Here is a 23490-nt window from a genome sequence, read left to right on the forward strand (position 1 = left end):
CAACTCCGAAGACGAGAGCTGAACATGGACCACTTCGAATACCGCGACGGCGTGCTCTACGGTGAGGAAGTCCCGCTGTCGCGGGTGGCCGACGAGGTCGGCACACCCTGCTACGTCTACTCCAAGGCGACCCTGGCGCGACACTTCCGCGCCTATACCGAAGCGCTGGGCAGCCACCCCCACCTGATCTGCTATGCGGTGAAGGCCAACTCCAACCTGGCGGTGCTGGGCCTGCTGGCCCGCCTCGGCGCCGGCTTCGACATCGTCTCCGTGGGCGAACTGGAGCGTGTGCTGGCGGCCGGCGGCGACCCGGGGAAGGTGGTCTTCTCCGGCGTGGCCAAGCAGGCGGCCGAGATGGCTCGGGCGCTGGAGGTGGGCATCAAGTGCTTCAACGTGGAGTCGCGGCCGGAACTCGAGCGCCTCAGCGCCGTGGCCGAACGGCTGGGCAAGGTGGCCCCGGTGTCGCTGCGGGTCAACCCGGACGTCGACGCCGGCACCCACCCCTATATCTCCACCGGCCTGAAGGGCAACAAGTTCGGCATTCCGGTGGAAGAGGCGCTCGCGGTCTACGAACTGGCCAGCACCCTGCCCGGCATCGAGATCGTCGGCCTGGACTGCCATATCGGTTCGCAGCTCACCGAGCTCGCTCCCTTCCTCGATGCCCTGGACCGCCTGCTGCTGCTGCTGGAGCGCCTGCGCGAGCGCGGCATCACGGTGGATCACCTGGACCTGGGCGGCGGCCTGGGCGTGCCCTACCGTGACGAGCGCCCACCCCAGCCCTTCGACTATGCGGCCTCGCTGCTGGAACGCCTGGCGCAGTGGCCCCATGGCGCGAACCTGACCCTGCTGTTCGAGCCGGGCCGCTCCATCGCCGCCAACGCCGGCGTACTGCTGACCCAGGTGGAGTACCTCAAGCACGGCGAGACCAAGAACTTCGCCATCATCGATGCCGGCATGAACGACCTGATTCGCCCGTCCCTCTACCAGGCGTGGCAGGCGATCATTCCGGTGGATGCGCGTCACCCCCGGGACAGCGCGCTCTACGACGTGGTGGGCCCGGTCTGCGAGACCAGCGACTTCCTGGGCAAGGATCGCGAACTCGCCATCGCCCCGGGCGACCTGCTGGCGGTACGCTCGGCCGGCGCCTACGGCTTCACCATGGCGTCGAACTACAACAGCCGCCCGCGCCCCGCCGAGGTCATGGTGGATGGCGACAGCTACCATATCGTACGCCGACGCGAGTCGATCGAGGACCTGTGGGCCGGCGAGTCGCTGCTGCCCGACGCCGCGCCCGGGGAGACACGCTGATGCTGCTCCACTTCACCAAGATGCATGGCCTCGGCAACGACTTCATGGTCATCGACCTGGTCACCCAGCGCGCCCGGCTGCGGGACGAACAGGTTCGACAGTTGGCCGATCGCCGTTTCGGCATCGGCTTCGACCAGCTGCTGGTGGTCGAGCCGCCGCGGGACCCGGACATGGATTTCCGCTACCGCATCTTCAATGCCGACGGCAGTGAAGTGGAAAACTGCGGCAACGGGGCGCGCTGCTTCGCCCGCTTCGTGCGTGACCAGCGCCTGACCCACAAGCACGAGATCCATGTGGAGACCGCCGGCGGCCCCCTGACCCTGCTGGTCGAGGACGACGGCCAGGTGACGGTGGACATGGGCGTCCCGCGCTTCGCCCCCCAGGCGCTGCCCTTCGAGGCCGACGAGGACCTGCTGCGCCATGAGCTGGAGGTGGACGGTGAACGCGTCGAGGTGGGCGCGGTCTCCATGGGCAACCCCCATGCGGTACTGCGGGTCGACGACGTCGAGCGGGCGCCCGTCGAGCGCCTCGGGCCCGCCATCGAACATCACCCGCGCTTTCCACGCCGGGTCAATGTAGGCTTCATGGAGGTCGTGTCGCCCCACGAGATCCGCCTCAGGGTTCATGAGCGCGGCAGCGGGGAGACGCTGGCCTGTGGCACCGGCGCCTGCGCCGCGGTGGCCTGCGGCATTCGCCAGGGGCTGCTGGAGAGTCCGGTCACCGTGCACCTGCGTGGCGGCGACCTGCGCATCGAGTGGCCGGCCGAAGAGGCCCCGCTGCGCATGACCGGCCCCGCCGAGCGCGTCTTCGACGGGCGCGTCGCCCTGGCTTGACCGGCCTGAAGCCCATCACCCCGAAGGAGCACCTGCATGACCCGAGCCGCCCCCGAACCGCGCAAGACCCTGGATCCCGATCGGGTAGCAGAATGGCTGGCACGCCATCCGGACTTCTTCGTCGGCCGCGAAGGGCTGCTGCAGCAGCTCAAGGTGCCGCATCCCGAGGCCCAGGGCACCACCTCGCTGCTGGAACGCCTGGTCTACGACCTGCGGCGGCGTGCCGAGCAGGCCGAATGGCGCCTGGAGCAGCTGCTGGAATCGGCGCGACACAACGAGGCCCAGTTCCGCCGCACCCGCGAACTGGTGCTGGCGCTGCTGGAAGCCGAGGATGCCGACGCCCTGGGCCAGGCCCTGTCCACCCAGATGGCCGAACGCTTCCAGATACCGGCGGTGGCGCTGTGGTGCCCGGCGGAGCTCACCGACCATGAGCCGATGCCTCCCCAGGCCCCGCGCCAGGTACTCGACGATCATGCCGGCGTTCGCCTGGCCGCCCTGCTCGACGGCCGTGCCAGCCGCTGCACGCGGTTGACGCAGACCGACTGGAGTCGGCTGCTGCCCCACGTCCAGGCGCCCCGCCAGGCCGGGTCCTGCGCCCTGGCACGCCTGACCCTGGGGGAGCCGATGGGCTACCTGGTCCTGGCCAGCCCCGATCCGGATCACTTCCGCGCCAGCATGGATACCCTGTTCACCGAGTACCTCGGCGACGTGCTGGCTCGGCTACTGATGCGCCTGAGCCCTTCGCCCCATGGCTGAGAACGCCCTGCGCCGCCAGCTCGACGAGTGCCTGAGCGCGCTGGCGCGCACCGCGAGCCCCGCCACCGTGACGGCGTATCGCCAGGACCTGGCCGCCCTGACCGAGTTCCTGGAGGCACAGGGCATCGAGGACGGGGCCGAGCTGAAGGTCGGCACGATCCGTCGCTTCCTCGGGGCCGAACGCAGCCGCGGGCTGGCGCCACGCAGCCTGGCCCGGCGGCGGGCGGCCGCCTCGCACTTCGCCAACTTCCTGCGCCACGCCGGCCTGCTGGGCCACAACCCTGTCGAGCTGGTGCCGACACCGCGCCAGCCCGGCCACCTGCCCAAGCCGCTGGACGTGGACCAGCTGGCCCACCTGCTCGACACCCCCCATGACGGCTCGCCGCTGGCGACCCGCGACCAGGCGATGCTGGAGCTGTTCTACTCCAGCGGGCTGCGCCTGGCCGAGCTGGCCGGTCTCGATCTGGGCGACCTGGAGCCGCGCCGGGTGCGGGTGATGGGCAAGGGCAGCAAGCCGCGCCAGGTACCGGTAGGCGGCAGCGCACGGCGGGCACTGGAGCAATGGCTGAGCCTGCGCCCCGCCCTGGCGGCCCCGGGGGAAGCGGCGCTCTTCGTCGGCTCGCGGGGGGCACGGCTGGGGCATCGCGCCATCCAGAAGCGCCTGGCCGAACTGGCCCGGCGCCGGGGCTTGCCGGAGCATCTTCACCCGCACCGGCTGCGCCACTCCTTCGCCAGCCACCTGCTGGAGTCGAGCCAGGACCTGCGTGCCGTTCAGGAGCTGCTGGGGCATGCCAACCTCTCCACGACCCAGGTCTACACCAAGCTCGACTGGCAGCATCTGGCCGCCACCTACGACGCGGCGCATCCCCGCGCCCGCCGACGCCCTGCCGACCCGTCTGGGGAGTGACCGACATGTGCGCAACGATCCGACTCCAGGCCCTGACCTTCGACCTCGACGACACCCTGTGGGACAACCATCAGGTGATGGTCGAGACCGAGACCGGGCACTACGCCTGGCTCGACGAGGCGCTGGAGGACTGGCAGCGCAACCGCGGCCAGGCCCCGGCACGACGCTTCGCCGAGCGCTTCCCGCTGGAAGCCTTCCTGGACCGACGCCGAGAGCTGGCCGCCGCCTATCCGCTGCGCCGCGGGGACTTCACCTGGCTGCGTGAGCAGGCGCTGCGGTGGCTGCTGGAAGCGTATGGGCTGGACAGCGACGCCGCCCGGTCCTGGGCCGGTGCGGCCATGGATCGCTTCATGCTGCTGCGCCATCGGGTCACGCCGCACCCGGAGGTGGAGTCGCTGCTGACGACGCTCGGCCAGCATTACCGGCTCGCCAGCATCACCAACGGCAACGTGGACATACATCGACTGCCGCTGGGCCGCCACTTCCCGGTGGCCATCGCCGCGGGCGAGCTTTTCGCTCCCAAGCCCGATGCTCGCCCCTTCCTGGCCGCCCTGGCTCGGCTCGGCACATCGCCCGCCCAGACCCTCCACGTGGGCGACTCCTGGCGCGAGGACGTCGAACCGGCTCGTCGCCTGGGCATGCAGGTCGCCTGGATTTCACCGCATATCGATGACATGCCCCTGCCCGCCGGCATCCACCGGCTGAATCACGTGCGGGAACTGCCCGAGCTACTGCGGCTGGTCGGGGGGGAGCAAGGCTGATAACGTACCGGAACGGCTACTCGGGACCGGCCAACCAGCCGTCGAGTCGCCGGCTGGCCTCGTCGACGCCTTCGCGCTTGAGCGAAGAGAAGAGCTGGATGCTGACCAGGTCCTCCCACTCGCGAAGGCGGGTTCGCACCTGCTGAAGCGCGCTCTTGGCGGCGCCGGACTTCAGCTTGTCCGCCTTGGTCAGCAGGATATGAACCGGCATCTCCTGTTCATCGGCCCAGCCCAGCAGGGTCTGGTCGAACTCGGTGAGCGGATGGCGAACGTCCATGACCAGCACCACGCCCTTCAGCGACTGGCGCGCGCGCAGGTACTCCGCCAGGTGGCGCTGCCACTCGCGCTTGACCTCCTCGGGCACCTTGGCATAGCCATAGCCGGGCAGGTCGACCAGCCGTCGCGTGGTGTCGTCGCCCAGCGAGAAGAGGTTGATCAGCTGCGTGCGCCCCGGGGTGCGCGAGGTTCTCGCCAGGGCCTTCTGCCGCGTCAACGTATTGATGGCGCTTGACTTTCCCGCATTGGAGCGGCCGGCAAAGGCGACCTCGGCCCCTTCGTCGGGCGGGCAATGGGCGAGGGTCGGCGCACTGGTCATGAAGCGCGCGGTCTGGTAGTTGAATTGGGCCATGGCGTCGAGGTCCTGCCGAAAGGAGTAGATGTATCCCGTCGCCGGGGACTTGACCTGCATTCCCGAGACGGGCTTGATTCGTTATAATGCAGCGTCTTTTTCTCTGCGACCTGGGCGCGCTAGTGTACCACCGCGCTCTTGCCGTCAGCGACCGGCGCAACCGGCGCTTCGGACAGCAGGACGAATCCGGCCTGGAACCTGCAGGCCCCGGATGGCGCTCAGGGTGCGTACCGGTAAACAACACAACGGCATAGTGAAACTGCGATGAGAAAGTTACTGGCAAGCCTGGCACTGACCATGGGCGCCGTTGGCGCCGCCCACGCGGACCTGGAAGCGGATGCCGATGCGGCAGCCGGACGCGAGCTGGCGCAGCCCTGCGCCGCCTGTCATGGAGAAAGCGGCATCAGCCCCTCCGGCGCCTTCCCGCACCTGGCCGGCCAGCAGATGAGCTACACGGCCAAGCAGATCATGGATATCCGTGACGGCGAGCGGCTGGTTCCCGAGATGGTCGGCCAGGTGGACGACTTCTCCGACCAGGATGCCTGGGACGTGGCCGCCTTCTATGCCGAACAGGATGCCAACATCGGCCAGGCCGACCCCGACGAAGCGCTGATCGCCCGCGGCCAGGAGCTCTACCGCGCCGGCGACATGTCCAAGGGCATCCCGGCATGCGCAGCCTGCCACGGCCCCACGGGCGAAGGCATTCTTACTGCCATCTACCCGGGGCTTTCCGGCCAGCACGCGGAATACACCATCGCCACCCTGCAGGACTTCGCCTCGGGCGAGCGCGCCAATGACCCCGGCAACATGATGGGCGATATCGCCGCCAAGATGAGTGATGACGACATGGCCGCCGTGGCCAACTACATCCTCGGCCTGCACTGATTCCGGCATCGGCGCGGCCCGGCTCATCGGCCGATTCAGGAAGGCGGCCATGGCCGCCTTCGCTGTTTCGGGCCGGCTCGGAACCCTGGCCGCTTGCGGGGCTCCAAGTCACGAACGTATACGGCGCTGCCCCCGCCATTCGCCAGGCGAACACGGTATCTCCAAGGAGTGACAACGCAATGTCCCAGTCTTCCCGCTTCATCCAGACCGCAGTGATGGCCCTGGCCGGCCTCGGCCTGTCGACGCTGGCCTCGGCCGCCACCCTGGTGGAAGGCCAGCACTACGAGGTGCTGCCCGAGCGCGTCGAGACCCGTGTCGCCGATGACCAGATCGAGGTCACCGAGGCGTTCTGGTACGGCTGCCCGCACTGCTACAACCTGCAGAGCTCCGTCGAAGCCTGGTACGAGACCCTCGGCGACGACGTCAGCATCGTTCATCTGCCGGCCACCATGGGCGGCGACTGGAACACCCATGCAGCGGTCTTCTATGCCGCCGAGGAGCTGGGTATTCGCGAGGAGGCGCATGCCGACATCTTCGACGCCATCCACCAGAATGGCCAACAGATGACCGACCCCGACAGCATTGCGGCCTTCTTCAGCGACTACGGGGTCAGCGAAGACGAGGCTCGCAAGGCGCTGGACGCCTTCGCCGTCAAGTCCCAGGTCAACCAGGCCCATGCCCGCATGCGTGCCATGCGCCTGATGGGCGTCCCGGCACTGGTGGTGGACGGCCGCTACGTGGTGACCCCCAGCAGCGCCGGTAGCCTGGACAACATGCCCCAGATTGCCGATGCCCTGGTCGAGAAGGTTCGCCAGGAACGAGAAGAATAGGCCGTGTCGCAAGAGATGTCCCGGCTGGCCGACGCGAAGACACCGCCGCTCGATGGCGGTCACCTGAAACTCCTCACCTTCAACATGCAGGTGGGGATTCAGACGTCGGCCTATCATCACTACCTGACACGCAGCTGGCAGCATCTGCTGCCGCACCCCAAGCGCATGAACCGTCTCAGCATGGTCAGCGAGGTGCTGGGACGCTTCGACATCGTCGGGCTGCAGGAAGTCGACGGGGGCAGCTTTCGCTCCAGCCATGTCAACCAGGTCGAGTACCTGGCCACCCATGGCGGCTTTCCCCATCACTACCAACAGCTGAACCGCAACCTGGGGCGCTTCGCCCAGCATAGCAACGGGCTGCTGTCACGCCTCGCTCCTACGCAGATCGAAGAGCATCGCCTGCCCGGCACGCTGCCCGGCCGGGGCGCCATCCATGCCCGCTACGGGGATGGGCCGGATGCGCTTCACCTGTTCGTCGCCCACCTGGCCCTGAGCCATCGCGGCCGGGTTCGCCAGCTCGACTATCTCAGCGAGATCATCCAGCCGCTGCGCCATGTGGTGGTGATGGGCGATCTCAATTGCACCCCGGACCAGTTGCACAGCCACTCCCGCTTCTGCGCCTCACTACCGCTGCATCCGGTGCGCCCGCTGCTCAGCTACCCGTCCTGGCAACCCCGTCGCGCCCTGGACCATATCCTGATCTCCAATTCGCTGGAGGCTCGCGACGTGCGCGTGCTCGACCATCTCTTCTCCGACCACCTGCCGATCGCCGTCGACCTGGCACTCCCCGAGGCCTGCCGGAAGATCCTCGGCAACCTGCTCAAGCACCAGTCCCGCTGGCACTCGGCCTGACCTCATCCCCTGTCGTTGAGACACGGGGATGACGCACCACGCCGAATCGGCGATGATGCGTCCCCTATCCGTTTCGACAACGAGAGACCCCCATGCCAACCGCGAACCGTGATCCGGTCCTGCTCGCATGGCTCGACGGCTTTACCGAGGTCGTGGGCCGCTTTATCGCCTGGCTGGTGATCATCATGATGCTGGTGCAGTTTGCCATCGTGGTGATGCGCTATGCCCTGGGCATCCACAGCGTCGTGATGCAGGAATCGGTCATGTACATGCATGCCATGGTCTTCATGCTGGGCGCCGCCTGGACCCTGCGCCACGATGGCCATGTGCGCGTCGACATCTTCTATCGCAAGCTGTCAGACCGTGGCCGCGCCTGGATCGACCTGCTGGGAACACTTTTCCTGCTGTTCCCGGTGGTGCTCTTCATCGGCATCGGCAGCTACGGCTACGTCCGGAGCAGCTGGGCCATTCTCGAGCGCTCGCCGGATGCCGGCATCCCCGGCGTCTATCTGCTCAAGTCGCTGATCCTGGTGATGATGGGCCTGCTGCTGATCCAGGGCATTGCCCAGGTGATCCGTCAGGTGCTGATCCTGCGCGGCAAGGCGCCGGGCAATACCCCCGATCACGGGGAGGTGCTCTGACGTGGAATTCCTCCTCGATTTCATGCCGCTGATTCTCTTTTTCACCGTCTGCCTGGTGCTGATGCTGGGCTATCCCGTGGCGCTGGCCCTGGCCGGCACCGCCCTGATGTTTGCCGGCCTCGGCATACTGCTGCAGAACATGGGGGTGCCGGTTCACTTCGAATCGCGCATGCTGGGCGCCATGCCCAACCGGCTCTACGGGATCATGACCAACTCCACCCTGCTGGCCGTACCGCTGTTCGTGCTGATGGGCGTGCTGCTGGAGAAGTCGAAGATCGCCGAAACCCTGCTCGACGCCATGGCGCTGCTGTTCGGCACGCTGCGGGGGGGGCTGGGAATCTCGGTGATCCTGGTCGGCATGCTGATGGCCGCGTCCACCGGCATCGTCGGTGCCACCGTGGTCACCATGGGCCTGCTGTCGCTGCCCACCATGCTCAAGCGCGGCTATTCGCCCTCGCTTGCCACCGGCACCATCTGCGCCACCGGCACCCTGGGTCAGATCATCCCCCCGTCCATCGCCCTGGTGCTGCTGGGTGACGTCCTCTCCAACGCCTATCAGCGGGCCCAGCTGGCCATGGGCGTGTGGAGCCCCAAGACGGTGTCGGTGGGCGACCTGTTCGTCGGCGCGCTGATCCCCGGCCTGCTGCTGGTGGTGGCCTATATCGTCTACCTGACGGCGACGGCCTGGCTGAAACCCGAGGCCGCCCCCGCCGCCGACCGTCAGTCACTGATGGATGAACTGGGCCACCGCGGCAGCGTCTGGCCGCTGCTGATCAAGGGGCTGATCCCCCCGGTGCTGCTGATCGTCGCGGTACTGGGGTCGATACTCGGCGGCTTCGCCACGCCAACCGAAGCCTCGGCGGTGGGTGCCATGGGCGCCTTCCTGCTGGCCCTGGCCAACCGCCGCCTGAACCTGGCGATGCTGCGCGAGGTGGTGCGTACCACCGCCCAGGTGACCAGCATGGTCTTCCTGATCCTGATCGGGGCGGCGCTGTTCTCGCTGGTATTCCGTGCCTATGGCGGCGAGGAGTTGGTCACCGGGCTGTTCGAGGCGATGCCCGGCGGCGTGGTGGGGGCGACCCTGATCGTGATGCTGGTGATCTTCCTGCTGGGCTTCATTCTCGACTTCATCGAGATCACCTTCGTGGTGGTGCCGATCGTCGGGCCGGTACTGCTGATGATGGGCCTCGACCCGATCTGGCTCGGCATCATGATCGCGGTGAACCTGCAGACCTCGTTCCTGACGCCGCCGTTCGGCTTCGCCCTGTTCTACCTGCGCGGGGTCACGCCCCAGTCGGTGCCGACCTCGGCGATCTACCGGGGCGTGATCCCCTTCATCCTGATCCAGCTGGGCATGCTGGTGGCACTGGCCCTGTTCCCGGGCCTGGCCACCTGGCTACCTTCGTTGCTGTAATCCGCAGGGGCTTACTGGCAAAGGGTTTACTGACAAAGAGGCGCCAACCAGGCCTGCGCCAGGTAGAGCACCACGGCATAGCGGGTCCCCTTGGCCAGGGTGATCAGCAGGATGGCCCGCCACCAGGGCAGCCGGAAGACGCCGGCCAGTACGGTGAGCGGGTCGCCGACCACCGGTGCCCAGGAGATCAGCAGGCTCCATTCACCGAAGCGGTGATACCAGCGCTCGGCCCGGGCCAGCCCCTGGGGTGAGGCGGGAAACCAGCGTCGGTCCTGGAAGCGACGCGCATAGCGCCCCATCCAGACGTTGATCAGGCTGCCCAGGGTATTGCCGGAGGTGGCCACCAGCCAAAGCATCATTACTGGCTCGCCCAGGCACCAGAGCCGGGCCAGCCACACCTCGGAGCCACCCGGCAGCAGGGTGGCACTGACCAGCGCCACCACGAACAGACTCAACATGGCGCCCCCAGACTACCCCTGACCCGCTTGCGAGACGATGACCTCATGACCTCGAACCGCTCCATTCCCAATGTGTTGACCATTGCCGGCTCCGATCCCAGCGGCGGTGCCGGAATCCAGGCCGACCTCAAGACCTTCTCCGCGCTGGGCGCCTATGGTACCAGCGTCGTCACCGCCCTGACCGCCCAGAACACCCGCGGCGTGCGCGGCGTGCACCCGGTGCCGGAGGACTTCATCCGCCTGCAGCTCGATACCCTGCTCGACGACGTGACCCTCGATGCGGTCAAGATCGGCATGGTCGCCTCCCGCGAGGTGGCCGAGACCATCCGCCATGCTCTTGAGGCCAGGCGGCCCCGCTGGATCGTGCTCGATCCGGTGATGGTCGCCAAGAGCGGCGATGTCCTGGTCGACGATGTGGGCATCGCCGCCGTACGCGAGGTGCTGGTACCGCTGGCCGACCTGATCACCCCCAACCTGCCGGAAGCCGCGGTGCTGCTGGGCTGCGATGCGCCCATGACACGTGCCGACATGGAAGCCATGGCCCCGCGGCTGGCCGCACTCGGCGCCGGCGCCGTGCTGCTCAAGGGTGGGCACCTGCAGGGCGAGAGCTGCCCCGACCTGCTGATAACCGCTGGCGAGCGCCGGTGGCTGGAGGGCACCCGCATCGCGACCTCGAACCTGCACGGCACCGGCTGTTCGCTCTCGTCGGCCATCGCCGCCCGCCTGGCCCTGGGCGACTCGCTGCCCGAGGCCGTGGCCAGCGCCAAGCAGTGGTTGGAAACGGCGCTGACCGAGAGCTCGCGGCTTGATGTGGGTCATGGCCACGGCCCGGTGCACCATTTTCACCGCTGGTGGTAGCAAACACGCCTTGCGCGCTTGCCGGCTCCCACCCATGCTGAAATCTGTCCCCGTCAGGCCCACCGTCACGGAGAGAGACATCATGACCCAGACGCTGCTGTTTGCCTGCGACCTCTCGGAAGAGAACCGCGCCGCCTACGCACGAGCCATTCGTCTGGCCCATGAAGGTGGCGCACGCCTCGATGTGATTCATGTGCTGGACCCCTACCTGCCACGCCGGGTTCTTCACGACCTGGAGGAAGCGGTGGTGGCCGACATGCAGGCCATGCTGACGGATATCCGCGAAGACTACGCCCTACCCGAACCGCGCACCCTGCTGCAGACGGTGGCCGGGGCCACCTATGCCGAGATCATCCGCGAAGCCCATGACCGTGACGTGGACATGATCGTACTCGGCGCCCACCGCAAGCGCGGCCAGCCCGACCTGGTCGCCGGCACCACCCTGGCAAGAGTGCTGCGCAGCGCCCCCTGCCCGGTGCTCTCGGTCAGCCAGCCCGCCAACCACGACTGGCAGGATATCCTCGTCCCGGTGGATTTTTCGCTGGGCAGCCGTCATATCCTGCGCGAGACGCTCAAGCGCTTTCCGGAGGCCCGGCTGACGCTGCTGCACGCCTGGGACATCCCCGGCGAGCGAGAGCTGGGCTCCGACAAGGAGTATGCCCGCTGGCGCGACCGGGAGGTGGAGCGGCTGCGCTGCCAGCTGGAGCGAGAGACCGAGGAGTTGATGAGAGAACTCGACAGCGTACCGGACCTGGAGCTGGTGCTGGAGCAGGGTGATCCCCTGGAGGTGCTGCTGACCCGGCTGCGCCGCCAGCCGCCGGACCTGCTGGCGCTGGGCAGCCGTGGCCAGCTCGGCCGCCATAGCCATATCACCGAGGCGCTACTCTCCGAGCCGCATTGCGACATCATGTTGTGCCGCGCCTGGTAAAGCCTCTTCGTTCTTCTTTGCGGGTGCGTGCTACCCTTCCGGCTGATCCACAGCCAGAGGGAAGCCTGCCGGATGAAAGCCCTGATACAGCGAGTACGGCGCGCCAGCGTAGTGGTCGACCAGCGGACCGTGGGGGCCATCGATCGAGGCCTGCTGGCCCTGGTCGGCGTGGAGAAGGGGGACGACGAGGCCGCCGCCGACAAGCTGTTGCACAAGCTGCTGCATTACCGGGTCTTCGCCGACGAGGCCGACAAGATGAACCTCGACCTGCAGCAGGTCGACGGCGGGCTACTGCTGGTCTCCCAGTTCACCCTGGCCGCCGATACCCGCAAGGGGCTGCGCCCGAGCTTCTCCAGCGCCGCGCCGCCGGCCGAGGGCGAGCGGCTGTTCCACTACCTGCTCGACCGGGCCCAGTCGGCCTGGCCGAAGGTCGCCTGCGGCGAGTTCGCCGCCAACATGCAGGTGGAGCTGGTCAATGACGGGCCGGTGACGTTTCTGCTGGAGAGTTGATGGCACCGGGCATCCACGGTTGGCGACTATAACCGCGGCTTGCCCGGCGACAGGCCCCGGGGCGCCGGACCGTCGATGAGGCGCTGTAAACCCATCCCTGGGCGCTACCGATGCCATCCCTGGCATCGGACCTCCTCTCCGGCCTGTCCCCTGCGCCGCTCGCCTCAGGTAACCATCAACGTTAGTTGGCAAAGCCTCGAAGGATGGATCAGGCCCCGCTCTCCTGCAGCTCCGCCTCCATCGCTTCCAGCTCCTCCTCGGCGGCCAGCCATTCCGCTTCGAGGGTATCGAGACGCGACTTCAGCTCGCCCTGGCGCGCCAGCCGCTCGGTGAGCTCGGCCTTGCGCGCCGGGTCGGTGTAGAGCTCGGCATCGCCCAGCGCCTCCTCCACCGTGGCGAGCTCGCCTTGGACCTTCTCCATGGCCTGCTCGGCGCGGTCGCGCACCTTCTTCAACGGCCGCAGCTTCTCGCGCAGTTCGGCGGCGGCGCGGCGGGCCGCCTTGCGGTCCTCCTTCGGTGCAGCGCTCTCCGCCTGTCGCTCGGCCTTGTCGGCCCGCGCCTCACGCCGCACGCCCTCCAGCCGCGCCTTGAGCCAGGCGCGGTAATCCTCCAGGTCACCGTCGAAGGGCTCGACCCGGTGGTCCGCCACGCACCAGAATTCATCCACGGTGGCCCGAAGCAGGTGGCGGTCGTGGGAAACGATGATCACCGTGCCCTCGAAGGAGGCCAGGGCTTCGGTCAGCGCCTCGCGCATCTCCAGGTCGAGGTGGTTGGTCGGCTCGTCGAGCAGCAGCAGGTTAGGCTTCTGCCAGGCCACCAGCGACAGCGCCAGACGCGCCTTCTCGCCACCGGAGAAGCTTCCCACCTCGGCGAAGACGGTATCACCGTGGAAGCCGAAGCCACCGAGGAAGTTGCGGATCGCCTGGTCACTTGCCGTGGGCGAGAGTCGCAGCACGTGCTGGAACGGCGTGGAGGTCAGGTCCAGGCTCTCGAGCTGATGCTGGGCAAAGTAGCCGATGGCCAGGTGCTCGCCCGGGATACGCTTGCCGGCCAGCAGCGGCAGGTCGCCGGTGAGGGACTTGATCAGCGTCGACTTGCCGGCCCCGTTGGGGCCCAGCAGGCCGATTCGCTGCCCCGGCAACAGGCTCACCTTCACCCCGTCGAGCTGCACCTTCTCCCCTCCTGGCTCGCTGCCCGACTCGTCCCGATAGCCGAGCCGGGCCTCATCGAGCACCAGCAGCGGATGCGAGGTCTTGTCGGAGGAGGGAATGGTGAAGTGGAAGGGTGAATCGGCATGGGCGACGGCGATGTCGCCCATGCGCTCGAGCATCTTCAGGCGGCTCTGGGCCTGGCGCGCCTTGGTGGCCTTGGCCCGGAAGCGCGCCACGAACTGCTCGATCTCCGCGCGGCGGGCCTGCTGCTTGGCGGCTTCGGCCTGCTGCAGCGCCAGCTTCTCGGCCCGGGTACGCTCGAAGGTGGAGTAGTTGCCGCGGTAGAGCACCAGGGAGCGGCGGTCGAAGTGCACGATATGGTCGCAGACGGCATCGAGGAAATCCCGGTCGTGGGAAATCAGCAACAGCGTTCCCGGGTAGCGCGTCAGCCACTGCTCGAGCCACAGCAGCGCGTCCAGGTCCAGGTGGTTGGTGGGCTCGTCGAGCAGCAGCAGGTCCGACGGCATGAAGAGCGTGCGCGCCAGGTTGACGCGCATCCGCCAGCCGCCGGAGAAATCCGATAGCGGGCGCTCGAGGTCGGCCTGGGTAAAGCCCAGGCCGATCAGCAGCTGGGCGGCACGGGCCGGAGCACTGTAACCGTCGAGGGCCTCGATGGCACCGTGCAGTTCGGCTTCTCGATGGGCCTCGCCCTGCTCTTGCGCCCGCGACAGGGCCGCTTCGGTCTGGCGCAGCTCCCGGTCGCCATCGAGCACATAGTCGACGATGGGGCGCGTGAGTGCCGCCACATCCTGGGCCATGTGGGCGATGCGCTGGCCGCCGCTCATCTCGACTTCGCCCCGATCCGGCGCGAGGCTTCCCAGCAACAGGCTGAACAGGCTCGACTTGCCGGCGCCATTGGGCCCGACGATCCCGGCCTTGTGGCCGGCGTGCAGGGTCAGCTCTGCCCCCTCGAGCAGGGTCTGGGTGCCGCGTTGCAGGGTGACCTGGCGCAGTGCAATCATGCAGACTCCAATTAGCAGAAAACGATGCTGCCGCCCGTAGGCGGCAATCCCGAACAGAAGACGGTAACGGCAAATGGCGACAGCCTGATCATGAGTGACGATTCTACCCGATTGGAGACGGCTCTGCGGAGCCGGTTGGCGGCGGATCCGCTATGGGACTTCGCCCTGGCACTCTACGCTCGTCCCGGCGTGGAGGCCGCCTGCCTGACACTGCAGGATGAAGCCGGCGTGGACGTCTGCGAGCTGCTGTGGCACTGCTGGCTCCACCACCATGGCCTGGCACTGGAAGCGGAGCCTGATGAACTAGCGGCGATCCGACGGTGGCAGCGGGAGGTCACGTCGGTGCTGCGCGTCCTGCGGCGACGCCTGAAGGATGAGGCGAGCAAAAGCGCCGGCGTGGCCGAGGTGCGTCGCCAGCTGCAGCACACCGAGCTTGCCGCCGAGGGGGAGACCCTGGCTCGCCTGCAGGCCCTGGCCGAACGCGGTGAAGGTCTCGTCCGGCACTCGGATTCTCGCTCAAAACTGGCATTTTCTCTCGCATCGCGCTGGCAATTGCAGAAAAAACCGCAACTTTTAGCGCTTCAAACCATCGAATGCCAGCTTGACCCCCCCTAGGTGCCACGCTAGCCTGAAAAAAGCTATGCAGTCCATGAGGCTGCGCGATGCCTGGAGATGTGATCGAGTTTCACAGGCCCAACCTGCGAGGAGAACACAATAATGAAGGCAACCAAGCTGTTGACCACTGCCAGTATCGGCGCGCTGCTGTTCGGCATGTCGGCTGCGGCACATTCCGCCGAGTGGCGCTATGCGCACGAGGAATTCGAAGGTGATGTGCAGGACGTATTCGCCATCGCTTTCAAGGAATATATCGAGGAAAATTCCGATAACACCGTCCAGGTCTATCGCTTTGGCGAACTGGGCGAGTCCGATGACATCATGGAGCAGACCCAGGCCGGCATTCTGCAGTTCGTCAACCAGTCCCCCGGCTTCACCGGTGCGCTGATTCCCGAGGCGCAGATCTTCTTCATCCCCTATCTGCTGCCCACCGATGAAGAGTCTGTCATCGAGTTCTTCAACACCAGCCGGGCCATCAACGAGATGTTCCCGGAGCTCTATGCGGAGCAGGGCCTCGAGCTTCTCAAGATGTACCCGGAAGGCGAAATGGTCGTCACCCTGGACGAGCCATTCACCAGCCCGGACGATCTGCGCGGCAAGAACGTCCGCATCATGACCAACCCGCTGCTCTCCGAGACCTACCGCGCCTTCGGTGCCACCCCGACCCCGCTGCCCTGGGGCGAAGTGTACGGCGGCCTCCAGACCGGCATCATCCAGGGGCAGGAAAACCCGATCTTCTGGATCGAGTCCGGCGGCCTCTACGAAGTGTCTCCACACCTGGTCTTCACCGGCCATGGCTGGTTCACCACCGCCATGATGGCCAACCAGGACTTCTTCAACGGCCTCTCCGAGGAGGAACAGCAGCTGGTGCGCGACGCCACCGATGCGGCCTATGAGCACATCATCGGCCACATCTCCGGGCTCGCCGATGAGTCCCTGGCGAAAATCCAGGAAGCCTCCGACGAGGTTACCGTGACCCGCCTCGACGAAGACCAGATCCAGGCCTTCCGCGAGCGTGCCCCGCAGGTCGAGGAGCGCTTCATCGAAATGACCGGTGAGCGCGGACAGGAGCTGCTCGAGCAGTTCAAGGCCGACCTCGAAGCCGTGACCGGCGAGGAGTAAGCCTCAAGGGCGACTCATCGTAAGCGTGCGAGGGGGGTAGCCCGCCGGCTACCCCCTTATTGTTTCCGTCCCGGCCAATCAGCGTTGACGTCCCGCGGGATGGAGCCGTCCCTCGCTGCTTACCCTTGAGGGTGGAGATGGCATTTCACTCCCTTCGCAGGGAAAGACTCAGGAGTCCGGTCGCATGACAGAAGAAGAATCCGAGAAGAACTATCGCTCGACGCTCCCCGGCCCCCTGGGCGTCGTCGACACCTGGATCAGCAAGGTAGAGTCCACGATCCTGGCCATGGGGGTGATCCTGATGGCTATCAACACGGTGGCCAACGTGCTCAGCCGCTTCCTGCTCGGCGAGAGCCTGCATTTTTCCGAAGAGGTGAATCGCATCCTGATCGTGATGATCACCTTTGCCGGGCTCGGCTATGCCGCCCGTCACGGCCGTCATATCCGCATGTCCGCCTTCTATGATGCCCTGCCCACCGGTGGCCGACGATGGCTGATGATCTTCATCTGCCTCTTCACCTCGGTGGTGATGTTCGTGCTCTGCTACTACTCCATCGGCTATATCAGTACGCTCTACGGCCGCGGGCGCGTGCTCCCCTCTCTGAGCATACCGATATGGATGATCTACCTTTGGGTACCGGTCGGATTCACCATCACCGGCATTCAGTACCTGCTCACCGCCATCAAGAACCTCACCTCCCGTGATGTCTATCTGTCGACCCATGTGGTCGATGGCTACAAGGACACGGAAACGGAAGTCTGACGCTGAGCACGAGAGGATTACACCACCATGACAACCATAATCGTTTCCCTCATGATCGTGTTGCTGCTGCTCGGCTTCCCGATGATGATTCCCCTGGTCACGGCGGCCTTCGTCGGCTTTTACATGACCTTCGGCGGCACCGGTCAGATGGAGACCCTCATCCAGCAGATGATGGGGGGCATACGGCCCACGGCATTGATCGCCGTGCCCATGTTCATCCTCGCCGCCGATATCATGACCCGTGGCCAGTCCGCCGGGCGGCTGATCGACATGGTCATGAGCTTCGTCGGCCACGTGAAGGGCGGCCTTGCCGTCAGCACCGCCGCCTCCTGCACCCTGTTCGGCGCCGTTTCCGGTTCCACCCAGGCCACCGTGGTGGCGGTCGGTTCGCCGCTGCGTCCGCGCATGCTCAAGGCGGGCTACAAGGACCCCTTCACCCTGGCGCTGATCATCAACTCCAGTGACATCGCCTTTTTGATCCCCCCCAGCATCGGCATGATCATCTACGGGGTCATTTCCGGCACCTCCATCGGCGAGCTGTTCATTGCCGGTATCGGCCCGGGCCTGCTGATCCTTCTGCTGTTCTCGATCTACTGCGTGTTCTACGCCATCTTCCACAAGGTACCCACCGAGCCGAAATCCAGCTGGAAGGAGCGCACGCTCGCCGTGCGTAACGCCCTCTGGCCGCTGGGTTTCCCCGTGCTGATCATCGGCGGCATCTACGGTGGCATCTTCAGCCCGACCGAAGCGGCTGCCGCCTGCGTACTCTATGCGGTACTGCTGGAGTTCGTGATCTTCCGGTCGCTGAAAATGCCGGATATCTATACCATCGCCAAGTCCACCGGCCTGATCACCGCGGTGGTATTCATCCTGGTAGCCGTGGGCAACGGCTTCTCGTGGATCATCTCCTTCGCCCAGATTCCACAGACCCTGCTCGCCGCCTTCGGCATCAACGAGGCCGGGCCGATAGGCGTGCTGATCGCGATCTCCGTCGCCTTCTTCGTCGCCTGCATGTTCGTGGACCCCATCGTGGTCATCCTGGTACTGACGCCCATCTTCGCACCGGCCATCGCCGCCTCCGGCCTCGACCCGGTGCACGTGGGCGTGCTGATCACCCTGCAGGTGGCGATAGGCTCGGCGACGCCACCCTTCGGCTGCGACATCTTCACCGCCATCGCCATCTTCAAGCGACCCTACTGGGAGGTGATCCGCGGTACGCCACCCTTCGTCTTCATGCTGGTGCTGTCCGCGGCCCTGATCATCATGTTCCCCCAGATCGCGCTGTTCCTGCGTGACCTGGCCTTCCGCTGATCGCGAGACTGACCCCGCCAAGGAGATGATGATGTTCAATCGGATACTGATACCGGTGGATGGCTCGAAGGGCGCGATGAAGGCGTTGCAGAAAGCCGTCGGACTACAGATGCTGACCGGTGCCGAGCTCTATATTCTCTGTGTGTTCAAGCACCACAGCCTGCTGGAAGCCTCGCTCTCCATGGTGCGCCCCGACAAGCTGGATATTCCCGATGACGCGCTCAAGGAGTACGCCACCGAGATTGCCGTGCATGCCAAGGGCGAAGCCGTGGAGCTGGGCGCCGACCCGGCGCGGCTGCGGGCCTTCGTCAAGGGCGGGCGCCCTTCCCGCACCATCGTGCGCTTCGCCCGCAAGCGTGAGTGCGACCTGATCGTGATCGGCGCCCAGGGCACCAACGGGGAGAAGAGCCTGCTGCTGGGCAGCGTCGCCCAGCGCGTGGCGGGCTCCGCACACTGCCCGACCCTGGTGGTCTAACCTGGTCCACACCGCCGGTCCGGTTGCGCCCTTTTGTCAGCGGGTGCGGAACCGGACCGGCCCTGTTAGAGTCCGAATAGCTGCCAACGGGTTCACGCCTCACTGCTTCTATTACCTAAGGATTCTGCATGAAGACACTCCTGACTTCCGCCTCCTTGGTCACCTTGATGGCCGCAGCACCGCTTGCCCTGGCCGCCCCGGAGACCGAGGACGAGCGCCTCAGCTACAGCCTTGGGGTTGCCTATGGCCAGAGCATCGCACAGGAGTATGCCGACCTGGACGTGGATGCTTTCGCCGACGCCATACGCGATATCATCGAAGATAATGAATTGGCCATGAGCGCCGATGACATGGCCGATACCCTGAGCCGGTTTCAGGAGCAGGCCATTGCCAACCGTCAGGCCGAAGCCCAGGAAATGGCCGAACGCAATCTTGCCGAAGGTGAAGCCTTCCTGGCCGAAAATGCCGACCGGGAAGCGGTCGAGACCACCGAGTCGGGCCTGCAGTATGAAGTGCTGGAAGCCGGCGAGGGCCCAAGCCCGGGACCGACCTCCCACGTGGAAGTCCACTATGAGGGCACGCTGGTCAACGGCACCGTATTCGACAGCTCCTTCGAACGCGGCGAGTCGGTGAGCTTTCGAGTCGACCAGGTCATCGAGGGATGGCAGGAAGCGCTGCAGCTGATGAGCGTCGGCGATAGCTGGATGCTCTTCATTCCCCCCGAGCTGGGCTATGGCGCGCAGGGACAGGGCCCCATCGGACCCAACGAGACGCTGATCTTCCAGGTCGAACTGCTCGACGTGATGGATTGACAACCCACCCATGAGAGCCTTCCCCCCACTTTTCGCTGGCCTCCTCTTCTCGGTCGGCGCCCTGGCGGACGACCCGCTGCCGGAGCTGCCACGACTCAGCACATCTCCCGACGCTGTCAGCGTGATCGGCATCTCCTCGGGTGGCTATATGGCCACCCAGCTCGCCGTGGCCTGGCCGGAGCGATTCGAGGGCCTGGCGGTACTCGCCGCCGGCCCCTGGAGCTGCGCCCAGGGCGGCCTGGGCCGCGCCCTGGGCCAGTGCATGTCAACCCGGCGCGGCCCACCGGACCTGGCCGCCCTGAACCTGAAGCTGCGCGATTACCAGGCACGCGGACTGGTGGGTGATGCCTCCGACCTGGCCGGGCTGCGTGCCTATGTCTGGCACGGCGAGGCCGACGGTGTCGTCGACCCCTCACTGGGAGAAGCCCTGGCCGAGCAGCTGTCCGGCTGGCTGGCCAGCCCCGGGGAGCAGTTGAAGGTGAACCTCGCTCCGACAGCCGGCCACGGCTGGCCCATACGCTCGGACGAGCAGATTTCGCCCAGCTGGCTGGCCGAGTGCCGCGGCGGTGGCGGGACTCACCTGCTGGCCTGCGGCACGGATGTCGCCGGCGAGGCACTCGCCTGGCTGCATGGCGAGCTTGCCCCGGCGCAAGAGGTCGATATGGCGCAGCTGCTGCGCTTCGATCAGGAGGACTTTGCGGTACGCGGGATGGGCTCGGTGGGGTATGCGCTGATCCCCGAGGCGTGCCAGGCGGGGGGCTGTGACCTGACACTCGCCCTGCATGGCTGCGGGATGGACAGCGAACAGATCGACGAGGCCTTCGTCCGCCACAGCGGCCTCAACGAGTGGGCCGTGGCCAACCAGCGGGTCGTGCTCTACCCCCAGGCGAAAACCAGCCTGGCCAATCCCCAGGGGTGCTGGGACTGGTGGGGCTTTACCGAGAGCACCTGGCAACTCGACCCCCTGCACGATACCCGTGAAGGGGTCCAGGTGAGCGCGCTGATGGCCATGATCGACCGGCTGGAGGAGAACCCGGCCGAGGACGAATGACCTACCCGCCCAGCTCGCTCTCCAGCGCCGAGCGCAGCGGGTGCGGGGTCGGCGAATAGAGCACCCGCTGCAGGATCTGGCCGTCACGATCGACCAGATAGAGCGAGGAGCTGTGGTCGACGGTGTATTCCATCGCCGAATCCGGCGTCTCCACCCGACGCCACACCACGTTATAGCGCCCGGCCAGCTCCTCGAGCTGCGCCTCGCTGCCGGCCACACCGATGAAGTCGTCGCCGAAGTAGCCCACGTACTCTTCCAGACGCTCCACGGTATCTCGTTCGGGGTCCACCGTGATCATCACCGGTACCACCCGCTGGCGCTGCTCTTCATCCAGCCCCTGCATGACCTGACGAATCACGGCCATGCTCATGGGGCAGACGTCCGGACAGTAGGTATAGCCGAAGAAGAGTATGGCGACCTGGTCCTCATCCATCTGGGTCAGCGAGAAATCGCCCCGGGTCGAGGGCAGCTCTACCGGGCCACCCCGGGGACCGCTTTCGTCTGCCGCCCTCTGCTGCTCGTACCAGCCGTAGCCACCGAGCGCCACGGCCAGCACGACCACGACACCCAACACCTTCCAGATACCCTGTCGCTTCATGGCACACTTCGCTCCACAGAAAAATCGAACCGGCTACCCAGCCGGCCATCGGCGGTCTCCACCACGACCCGGGCCAGCCAGGGCATGGTAGCTTCGGTGCAGATCGGCACCTGGGCCAAACCCTCGTAGCGGCCATTATCCTGCGCTTCGAGAGGGAAACGGTGCAAGCCCATGTCCATGTCGCGACCCACGAAGTCGACATGAACCGCAGTGGCCTCCACGCCCTCCAGCGTTACCGTCAGGGGCAGCAGGTCCAGCGCCCGAATCCCCCCCGGTGCATCGGCCGCAAGGCTCAGGCGACGGGAGCCGCCCAGCATCGCCTGACAGGACGACCGGTGCAACTCGCAGGGGGTAGCCGCGGCGTACCAGGCGATGTCGCGGTCACCCCGCACCAGGTGCGAAGCCAGGTACCATAAGGCCGCCACCAGTGCCAGCAGGGTGGCGAGCATCATCAGGCGGAGTCCGGGAAAGCGGGTGTGCCATGGATCTGGCAGAGTCGATGAGCTCATGACGGCGAAAGCAGCACTCCAATGAGAGGCAACAGAGGGGTAAGCTTAACAGCATTTGCCGGGCGTCGACCGTGGATGGATGTCGCAGGGCAGCGGCTTTACTTGGATGCAAGGAGGGGGAATGGAAGGTGTGGCGCAGGCATTGGGCCCGCTGTTTCTGTTGATACTGCTGGGCGCCGTGCTGGGCTGGCGTCGCCTGCCCGGCGACGACTTCTGGCCCGCCATGGAGCGGCTGATCTACTTTCTGCTGTTTCCCGCCATGCTGGTGGCCACCCTGGCTAGCGCCGATGTCAGTCAGGTGCCCGTGGCGCGTCTGGCCATGGTGCTGCTCGGCACCCTGCTGCTCTTTGCTACCCTGCTGTGGGTCCTGCGGCCGAAACTGGGGCTCGACTCGGCTGCCTTCACCTCGGTATTTCAGGGCGCCGTGCGCTTCAACACCTACGTGGGCGTTGCCGGGGCGGCGGCGCTGCACGGCTCTGCCGGTGCTACCGTGGCGGCAGTGGCCGTGGCACTGATGGTACCGGTGGTCAACGTCCTCTGCGTGGCGAGCTTCATTGCCGCCGGCACCTTGGGTCCCTCCAGTCTGGGCAAGAGCCTGCTGGCGCTGGTACGCAATCCGCTGATTCTTGCCTGCCTGGTCGGCATCGCCCTGAACCTGACCGGCATCGGACTTCCCGGCTGGAGCGGCGCCACGGTGGAATTGCTGGGACGAGCCGCCCTCCCGCTAGGCCTGGTCGCGGTAGGCGTGGCGCTGCGCCCCCGGGCGCTGATGCGCCTGGACCGCGGCGTCTGGACATCCAACCTGGTGAAGCTGGCGCTGATGCCGGCCGTGGTGCTGCTGCTCGCCACGGCGCTGGGGCTGGACCCGGTCAGCCGTGACGTGGCGCTGCTGTTCGCCGCGCTACCTACCGCCACTTCGGCCTATATCCTGGCCCGCCAGCTGGGGGGAGATGCCGAGCTGATGGCCGCCCTGATCACCGGTCAGACGCTGCTGGCCATGGCCACGCTGCCGCTCTGGCTGCGACTGGCCGGCTAGGGAATGAAACTTAATAAAAAGTATTCGCATTTGTGTTGACGGCGTAAACGAGAACGATTACAGTGCGGGTGTGGCGTTTGATGAGGCGCCACACCCATAAGAGGATCGCCAGTTCCTCGTTATGGTTTCTCCCCCTCATTTGCTAGTCACGGTCTTGCCTGCGCCCTCCCTGAGGGCGCTTTTTTTTGTTAGCTCCGGTCCGACAGCGATTCTATCCACCGACGCTGCCACACCGCTGTTGGAGCATCTTTAGATCGCGACTGGAGGCGAAAGCCTCCCGGCGGGATTGCCAACGTTCGCGGCCATCACCGGTGTTTCAGGCTCCGCCGAGGCGCCTGACGGCGCCAGTCGCGATGGGAACCAGCGCTCCAACAGCTGCATTTTCCTGCCATGGCAGGCAACTTCCCTGCTGTTGGAGGAAGCTTTAGCTCACGACTGGAGGCCGAAGGGCTCCCG

26 protein-coding genes are annotated in these 23490 nt (G+C 66.3%); 21 read left to right on the top strand and 5 right to left on the bottom strand.

The annotated features are described in order from the left end of the window. Nucleotides 1-24 precede the first annotated feature (24 nt). Genes lysA through LY622_RS19970 form a run of 5 tightly spaced genes read left to right on the top strand, consistent with a single transcriptional unit; the run spans nt 25 to nt 4565 of the window. Entirely contained in the window at nt 25-1308 is a 1284-nt protein-coding gene (gene lysA, locus LY622_RS19950; RefSeq protein ID WP_234292486.1) for a diaminopimelate decarboxylase, read from the top strand. Next, on the top strand, nt 1308-2141 hold the full coding sequence (gene dapF, locus LY622_RS19955; RefSeq protein WP_234292487.1) for a diaminopimelate epimerase: 834 nt from the start codon (nt 1308-1310) through the stop codon (nt 2139-2141). Before lysA ends, dapF begins: the two co-directional genes overlap by 1 nt. A gap of 36 nt (nt 2142-2177) precedes the next feature. After that, nucleotides 2178-2897 (top strand): DUF484 family protein, encoded by a 720-nt coding sequence (locus LY622_RS19960; protein ID WP_234280541.1) that lies wholly within the window; start codon nt 2178-2180, stop codon nt 2895-2897. Further along, nucleotides 2890-3804, top strand: a complete 915-nt coding sequence (locus LY622_RS19965) for a tyrosine recombinase XerC (protein WP_234292488.1) — start codon at nt 2890-2892, stop codon at nt 3802-3804. Before LY622_RS19960 ends, LY622_RS19965 begins: the two co-directional genes overlap by 8 nt. Nucleotides 3805-3809: 5 nt before the next feature. Beyond that, complete coding sequence (locus LY622_RS19970) at nt 3810-4565, top strand: HAD family hydrolase (RefSeq protein ID WP_234292489.1); 756 nt, start codon at nt 3810-3812, stop codon at nt 4563-4565. Nucleotides 4566-4581: 16 nt separating this feature from the next. Here the strand turns inward: LY622_RS19970 and yihA are convergent, their stop codons facing one another. Next, nucleotides 4582-5193 carry a ribosome biogenesis GTP-binding protein YihA/YsxC gene (gene yihA, locus LY622_RS19975; RefSeq protein WP_234292490.1) on the bottom strand — a complete coding sequence of 204 codons (612 nt, stop codon included), beginning with the start codon at nt 5191-5193 and terminating at the stop codon, nt 4582-4584. Between the two features lie 264 nt (nt 5194-5457). Between yihA and LY622_RS19980 the strand changes: the two genes are divergently transcribed. From LY622_RS19980 to LY622_RS20000, 5 genes are all read left to right on the top strand, one after another. Beyond that, a complete protein-coding gene (locus LY622_RS19980; RefSeq protein ID WP_234292491.1) occupies nt 5458-6078 on the top strand; it encodes a c-type cytochrome in 621 nt (206 codons plus the stop codon). 179 nt (nt 6079-6257) lie between these two features. Continuing rightward, a complete protein-coding gene (locus LY622_RS19985) occupies nt 6258-6908 on the top strand; it encodes a thiol:disulfide interchange protein DsbA/DsbL (RefSeq protein ID WP_234292492.1) in 651 nt (216 codons plus the stop codon). A gap of 15 nt (nt 6909-6923) precedes the next feature. Continuing rightward, complete coding sequence (locus LY622_RS19990) at nt 6924-7760, top strand: endonuclease/exonuclease/phosphatase family protein (protein WP_234292507.1); 837 nt, start codon at nt 6924-6926, stop codon at nt 7758-7760. 92 nt (nt 7761-7852) lie between these two features. Further along, nucleotides 7853-8401 (top strand): TRAP transporter small permease subunit, encoded by a 549-nt coding sequence (locus LY622_RS19995; RefSeq protein WP_234292493.1) that lies wholly within the window; start codon nt 7853-7855, stop codon nt 8399-8401. A 22-nt stretch (nt 8402-8423) separates the two neighbouring features. Then, entirely contained in the window at nt 8424-9815 is a 1392-nt protein-coding gene (locus LY622_RS20000; protein WP_234292508.1) for a TRAP transporter large permease, read from the top strand. Nucleotides 9816-9841: 26 nt separating this feature from the next. On the opposite strand, the gene LY622_RS20005 is transcribed toward LY622_RS20000, so the two are convergent. Beyond that, nucleotides 9842-10273, bottom strand: a complete 432-nt coding sequence (locus LY622_RS20005) for a YqaA family protein (protein ID WP_234292494.1) — start codon at nt 10271-10273, stop codon at nt 9842-9844. Nucleotides 10274-10318: 45 nt separating this feature from the next. On the opposite strand from LY622_RS20005, the gene thiD reads away from it, so the two are divergent. The 3 genes from thiD to dtd all read left to right on the top strand — a co-directional run bounded on the left by thiD (nt 10319) and on the right by dtd (nt 12569). Continuing rightward, nucleotides 10319-11131: a bifunctional hydroxymethylpyrimidine kinase/phosphomethylpyrimidine kinase gene (gene thiD, locus LY622_RS20010; protein WP_234292495.1), complete on the top strand. Its 813-nt coding sequence runs from the start codon at nt 10319-10321 to the stop codon at nt 11129-11131. A gap of 82 nt (nt 11132-11213) precedes the next feature. Further along, complete coding sequence (locus LY622_RS20015) at nt 11214-12059, top strand: universal stress protein (protein ID WP_234292496.1); 846 nt, start codon at nt 11214-11216, stop codon at nt 12057-12059. 72 nt (nt 12060-12131) lie between these two features. Beyond that, the gene (gene dtd / locus LY622_RS20020) at nt 12132-12569 is read left to right on the top strand and encodes a D-aminoacyl-tRNA deacylase (protein ID WP_234280531.1); all 438 of its coding nucleotides are present in this window, start codon (nt 12132-12134) and stop codon (nt 12567-12569) included. A 208-nt stretch (nt 12570-12777) separates the two neighbouring features. On the opposite strand, the gene LY622_RS20025 is transcribed toward dtd, so the two are convergent. After that, complete coding sequence (locus LY622_RS20025) at nt 12778-14742, bottom strand: ATP-binding cassette domain-containing protein (RefSeq protein WP_234292497.1); 1965 nt, start codon at nt 14740-14742, stop codon at nt 12778-12780. Between the two features lie 24 nt (nt 14743-14766). On the opposite strand from LY622_RS20025, the gene LY622_RS20030 reads away from it, so the two are divergent. The 7 genes from LY622_RS20030 to LY622_RS20060 all read left to right on the top strand — a co-directional run bounded on the left by LY622_RS20030 (nt 14767) and on the right by LY622_RS20060 (nt 20891). Then, nucleotides 14767-15357: a TIGR02444 family protein gene (locus tag LY622_RS20030; protein ID WP_234292498.1), complete on the top strand. Its 591-nt coding sequence runs from the start codon at nt 14767-14769 to the stop codon at nt 15355-15357. A gap of 102 nt (nt 15358-15459) precedes the next feature. Next, nucleotides 15460-16479, top strand: coding sequence for a TRAP transporter substrate-binding protein (locus tag LY622_RS20035; RefSeq protein ID WP_234292499.1), 1020 nt, complete (start codon nt 15460-15462; stop codon nt 16477-16479). A gap of 184 nt (nt 16480-16663) precedes the next feature. Next, nucleotides 16664-17242 carry a TRAP transporter small permease gene (locus LY622_RS20040; RefSeq protein ID WP_234280527.1) on the top strand — a complete coding sequence of 193 codons (579 nt, stop codon included), beginning with the start codon at nt 16664-16666 and terminating at the stop codon, nt 17240-17242. A gap of 27 nt (nt 17243-17269) precedes the next feature. After that, nucleotides 17270-18553 carry a TRAP transporter large permease gene (locus LY622_RS20045; protein ID WP_234292500.1) on the top strand — a complete coding sequence of 428 codons (1284 nt, stop codon included), beginning with the start codon at nt 17270-17272 and terminating at the stop codon, nt 18551-18553. Nucleotides 18554-18584: 31 nt separating this feature from the next. Next, nucleotides 18585-19028, top strand: coding sequence for a universal stress protein (locus LY622_RS20050; protein WP_043516501.1), 444 nt, complete (start codon nt 18585-18587; stop codon nt 19026-19028). Between the two features lie 128 nt (nt 19029-19156). Further along, the gene (bamJ, locus tag LY622_RS20055) at nt 19157-19840 is read left to right on the top strand and encodes a BamJ family beta-barrel-assembly machinery protein (protein ID WP_234292501.1); all 684 of its coding nucleotides are present in this window, start codon (nt 19157-19159) and stop codon (nt 19838-19840) included. Nucleotides 19841-19850: 10 nt separating this feature from the next. Then, complete coding sequence (locus LY622_RS20060; RefSeq protein WP_234292502.1) at nt 19851-20891, top strand: alpha/beta hydrolase family protein; 1041 nt, start codon at nt 19851-19853, stop codon at nt 20889-20891. Nucleotide 20892: 1 nt separating this feature from the next. Here LY622_RS20060 and LY622_RS20065 read toward each other — a convergent pair whose 3' ends face one another. Both LY622_RS20065 and LY622_RS20070 read right to left on the bottom strand, forming a co-directional pair. Beyond that, nucleotides 20893-21489 carry an SCO family protein gene (locus LY622_RS20065; RefSeq protein ID WP_234292503.1) on the bottom strand — a complete coding sequence of 199 codons (597 nt, stop codon included), beginning with the start codon at nt 21487-21489 and terminating at the stop codon, nt 20893-20895. Further along, on the bottom strand, nt 21486-21941 hold the full coding sequence (locus LY622_RS20070) for a hypothetical protein (RefSeq protein WP_234292504.1): 456 nt from the start codon (nt 21939-21941) through the stop codon (nt 21486-21488). The genes LY622_RS20065 and LY622_RS20070 overlap by 4 nt, the downstream gene beginning before the upstream one ends. Before the next feature lie 178 nt (nt 21942-22119). On the opposite strand from LY622_RS20070, the gene LY622_RS20075 reads away from it, so the two are divergent. Further along, entirely contained in the window at nt 22120-23034 is a 915-nt protein-coding gene (locus LY622_RS20075) for an AEC family transporter (protein WP_234292505.1), read from the top strand. The last annotated feature ends 456 nt before the right edge of the window (nt 23035-23490 follow it).

Origin of the sequence: Halomonas alkalisoli (genome assembly GCF_021412585.1) — a bacterium.
GTDB lineage: Bacteria > Pseudomonadota > Gammaproteobacteria > Pseudomonadales > Halomonadaceae > Halomonas > Halomonas alkalisoli.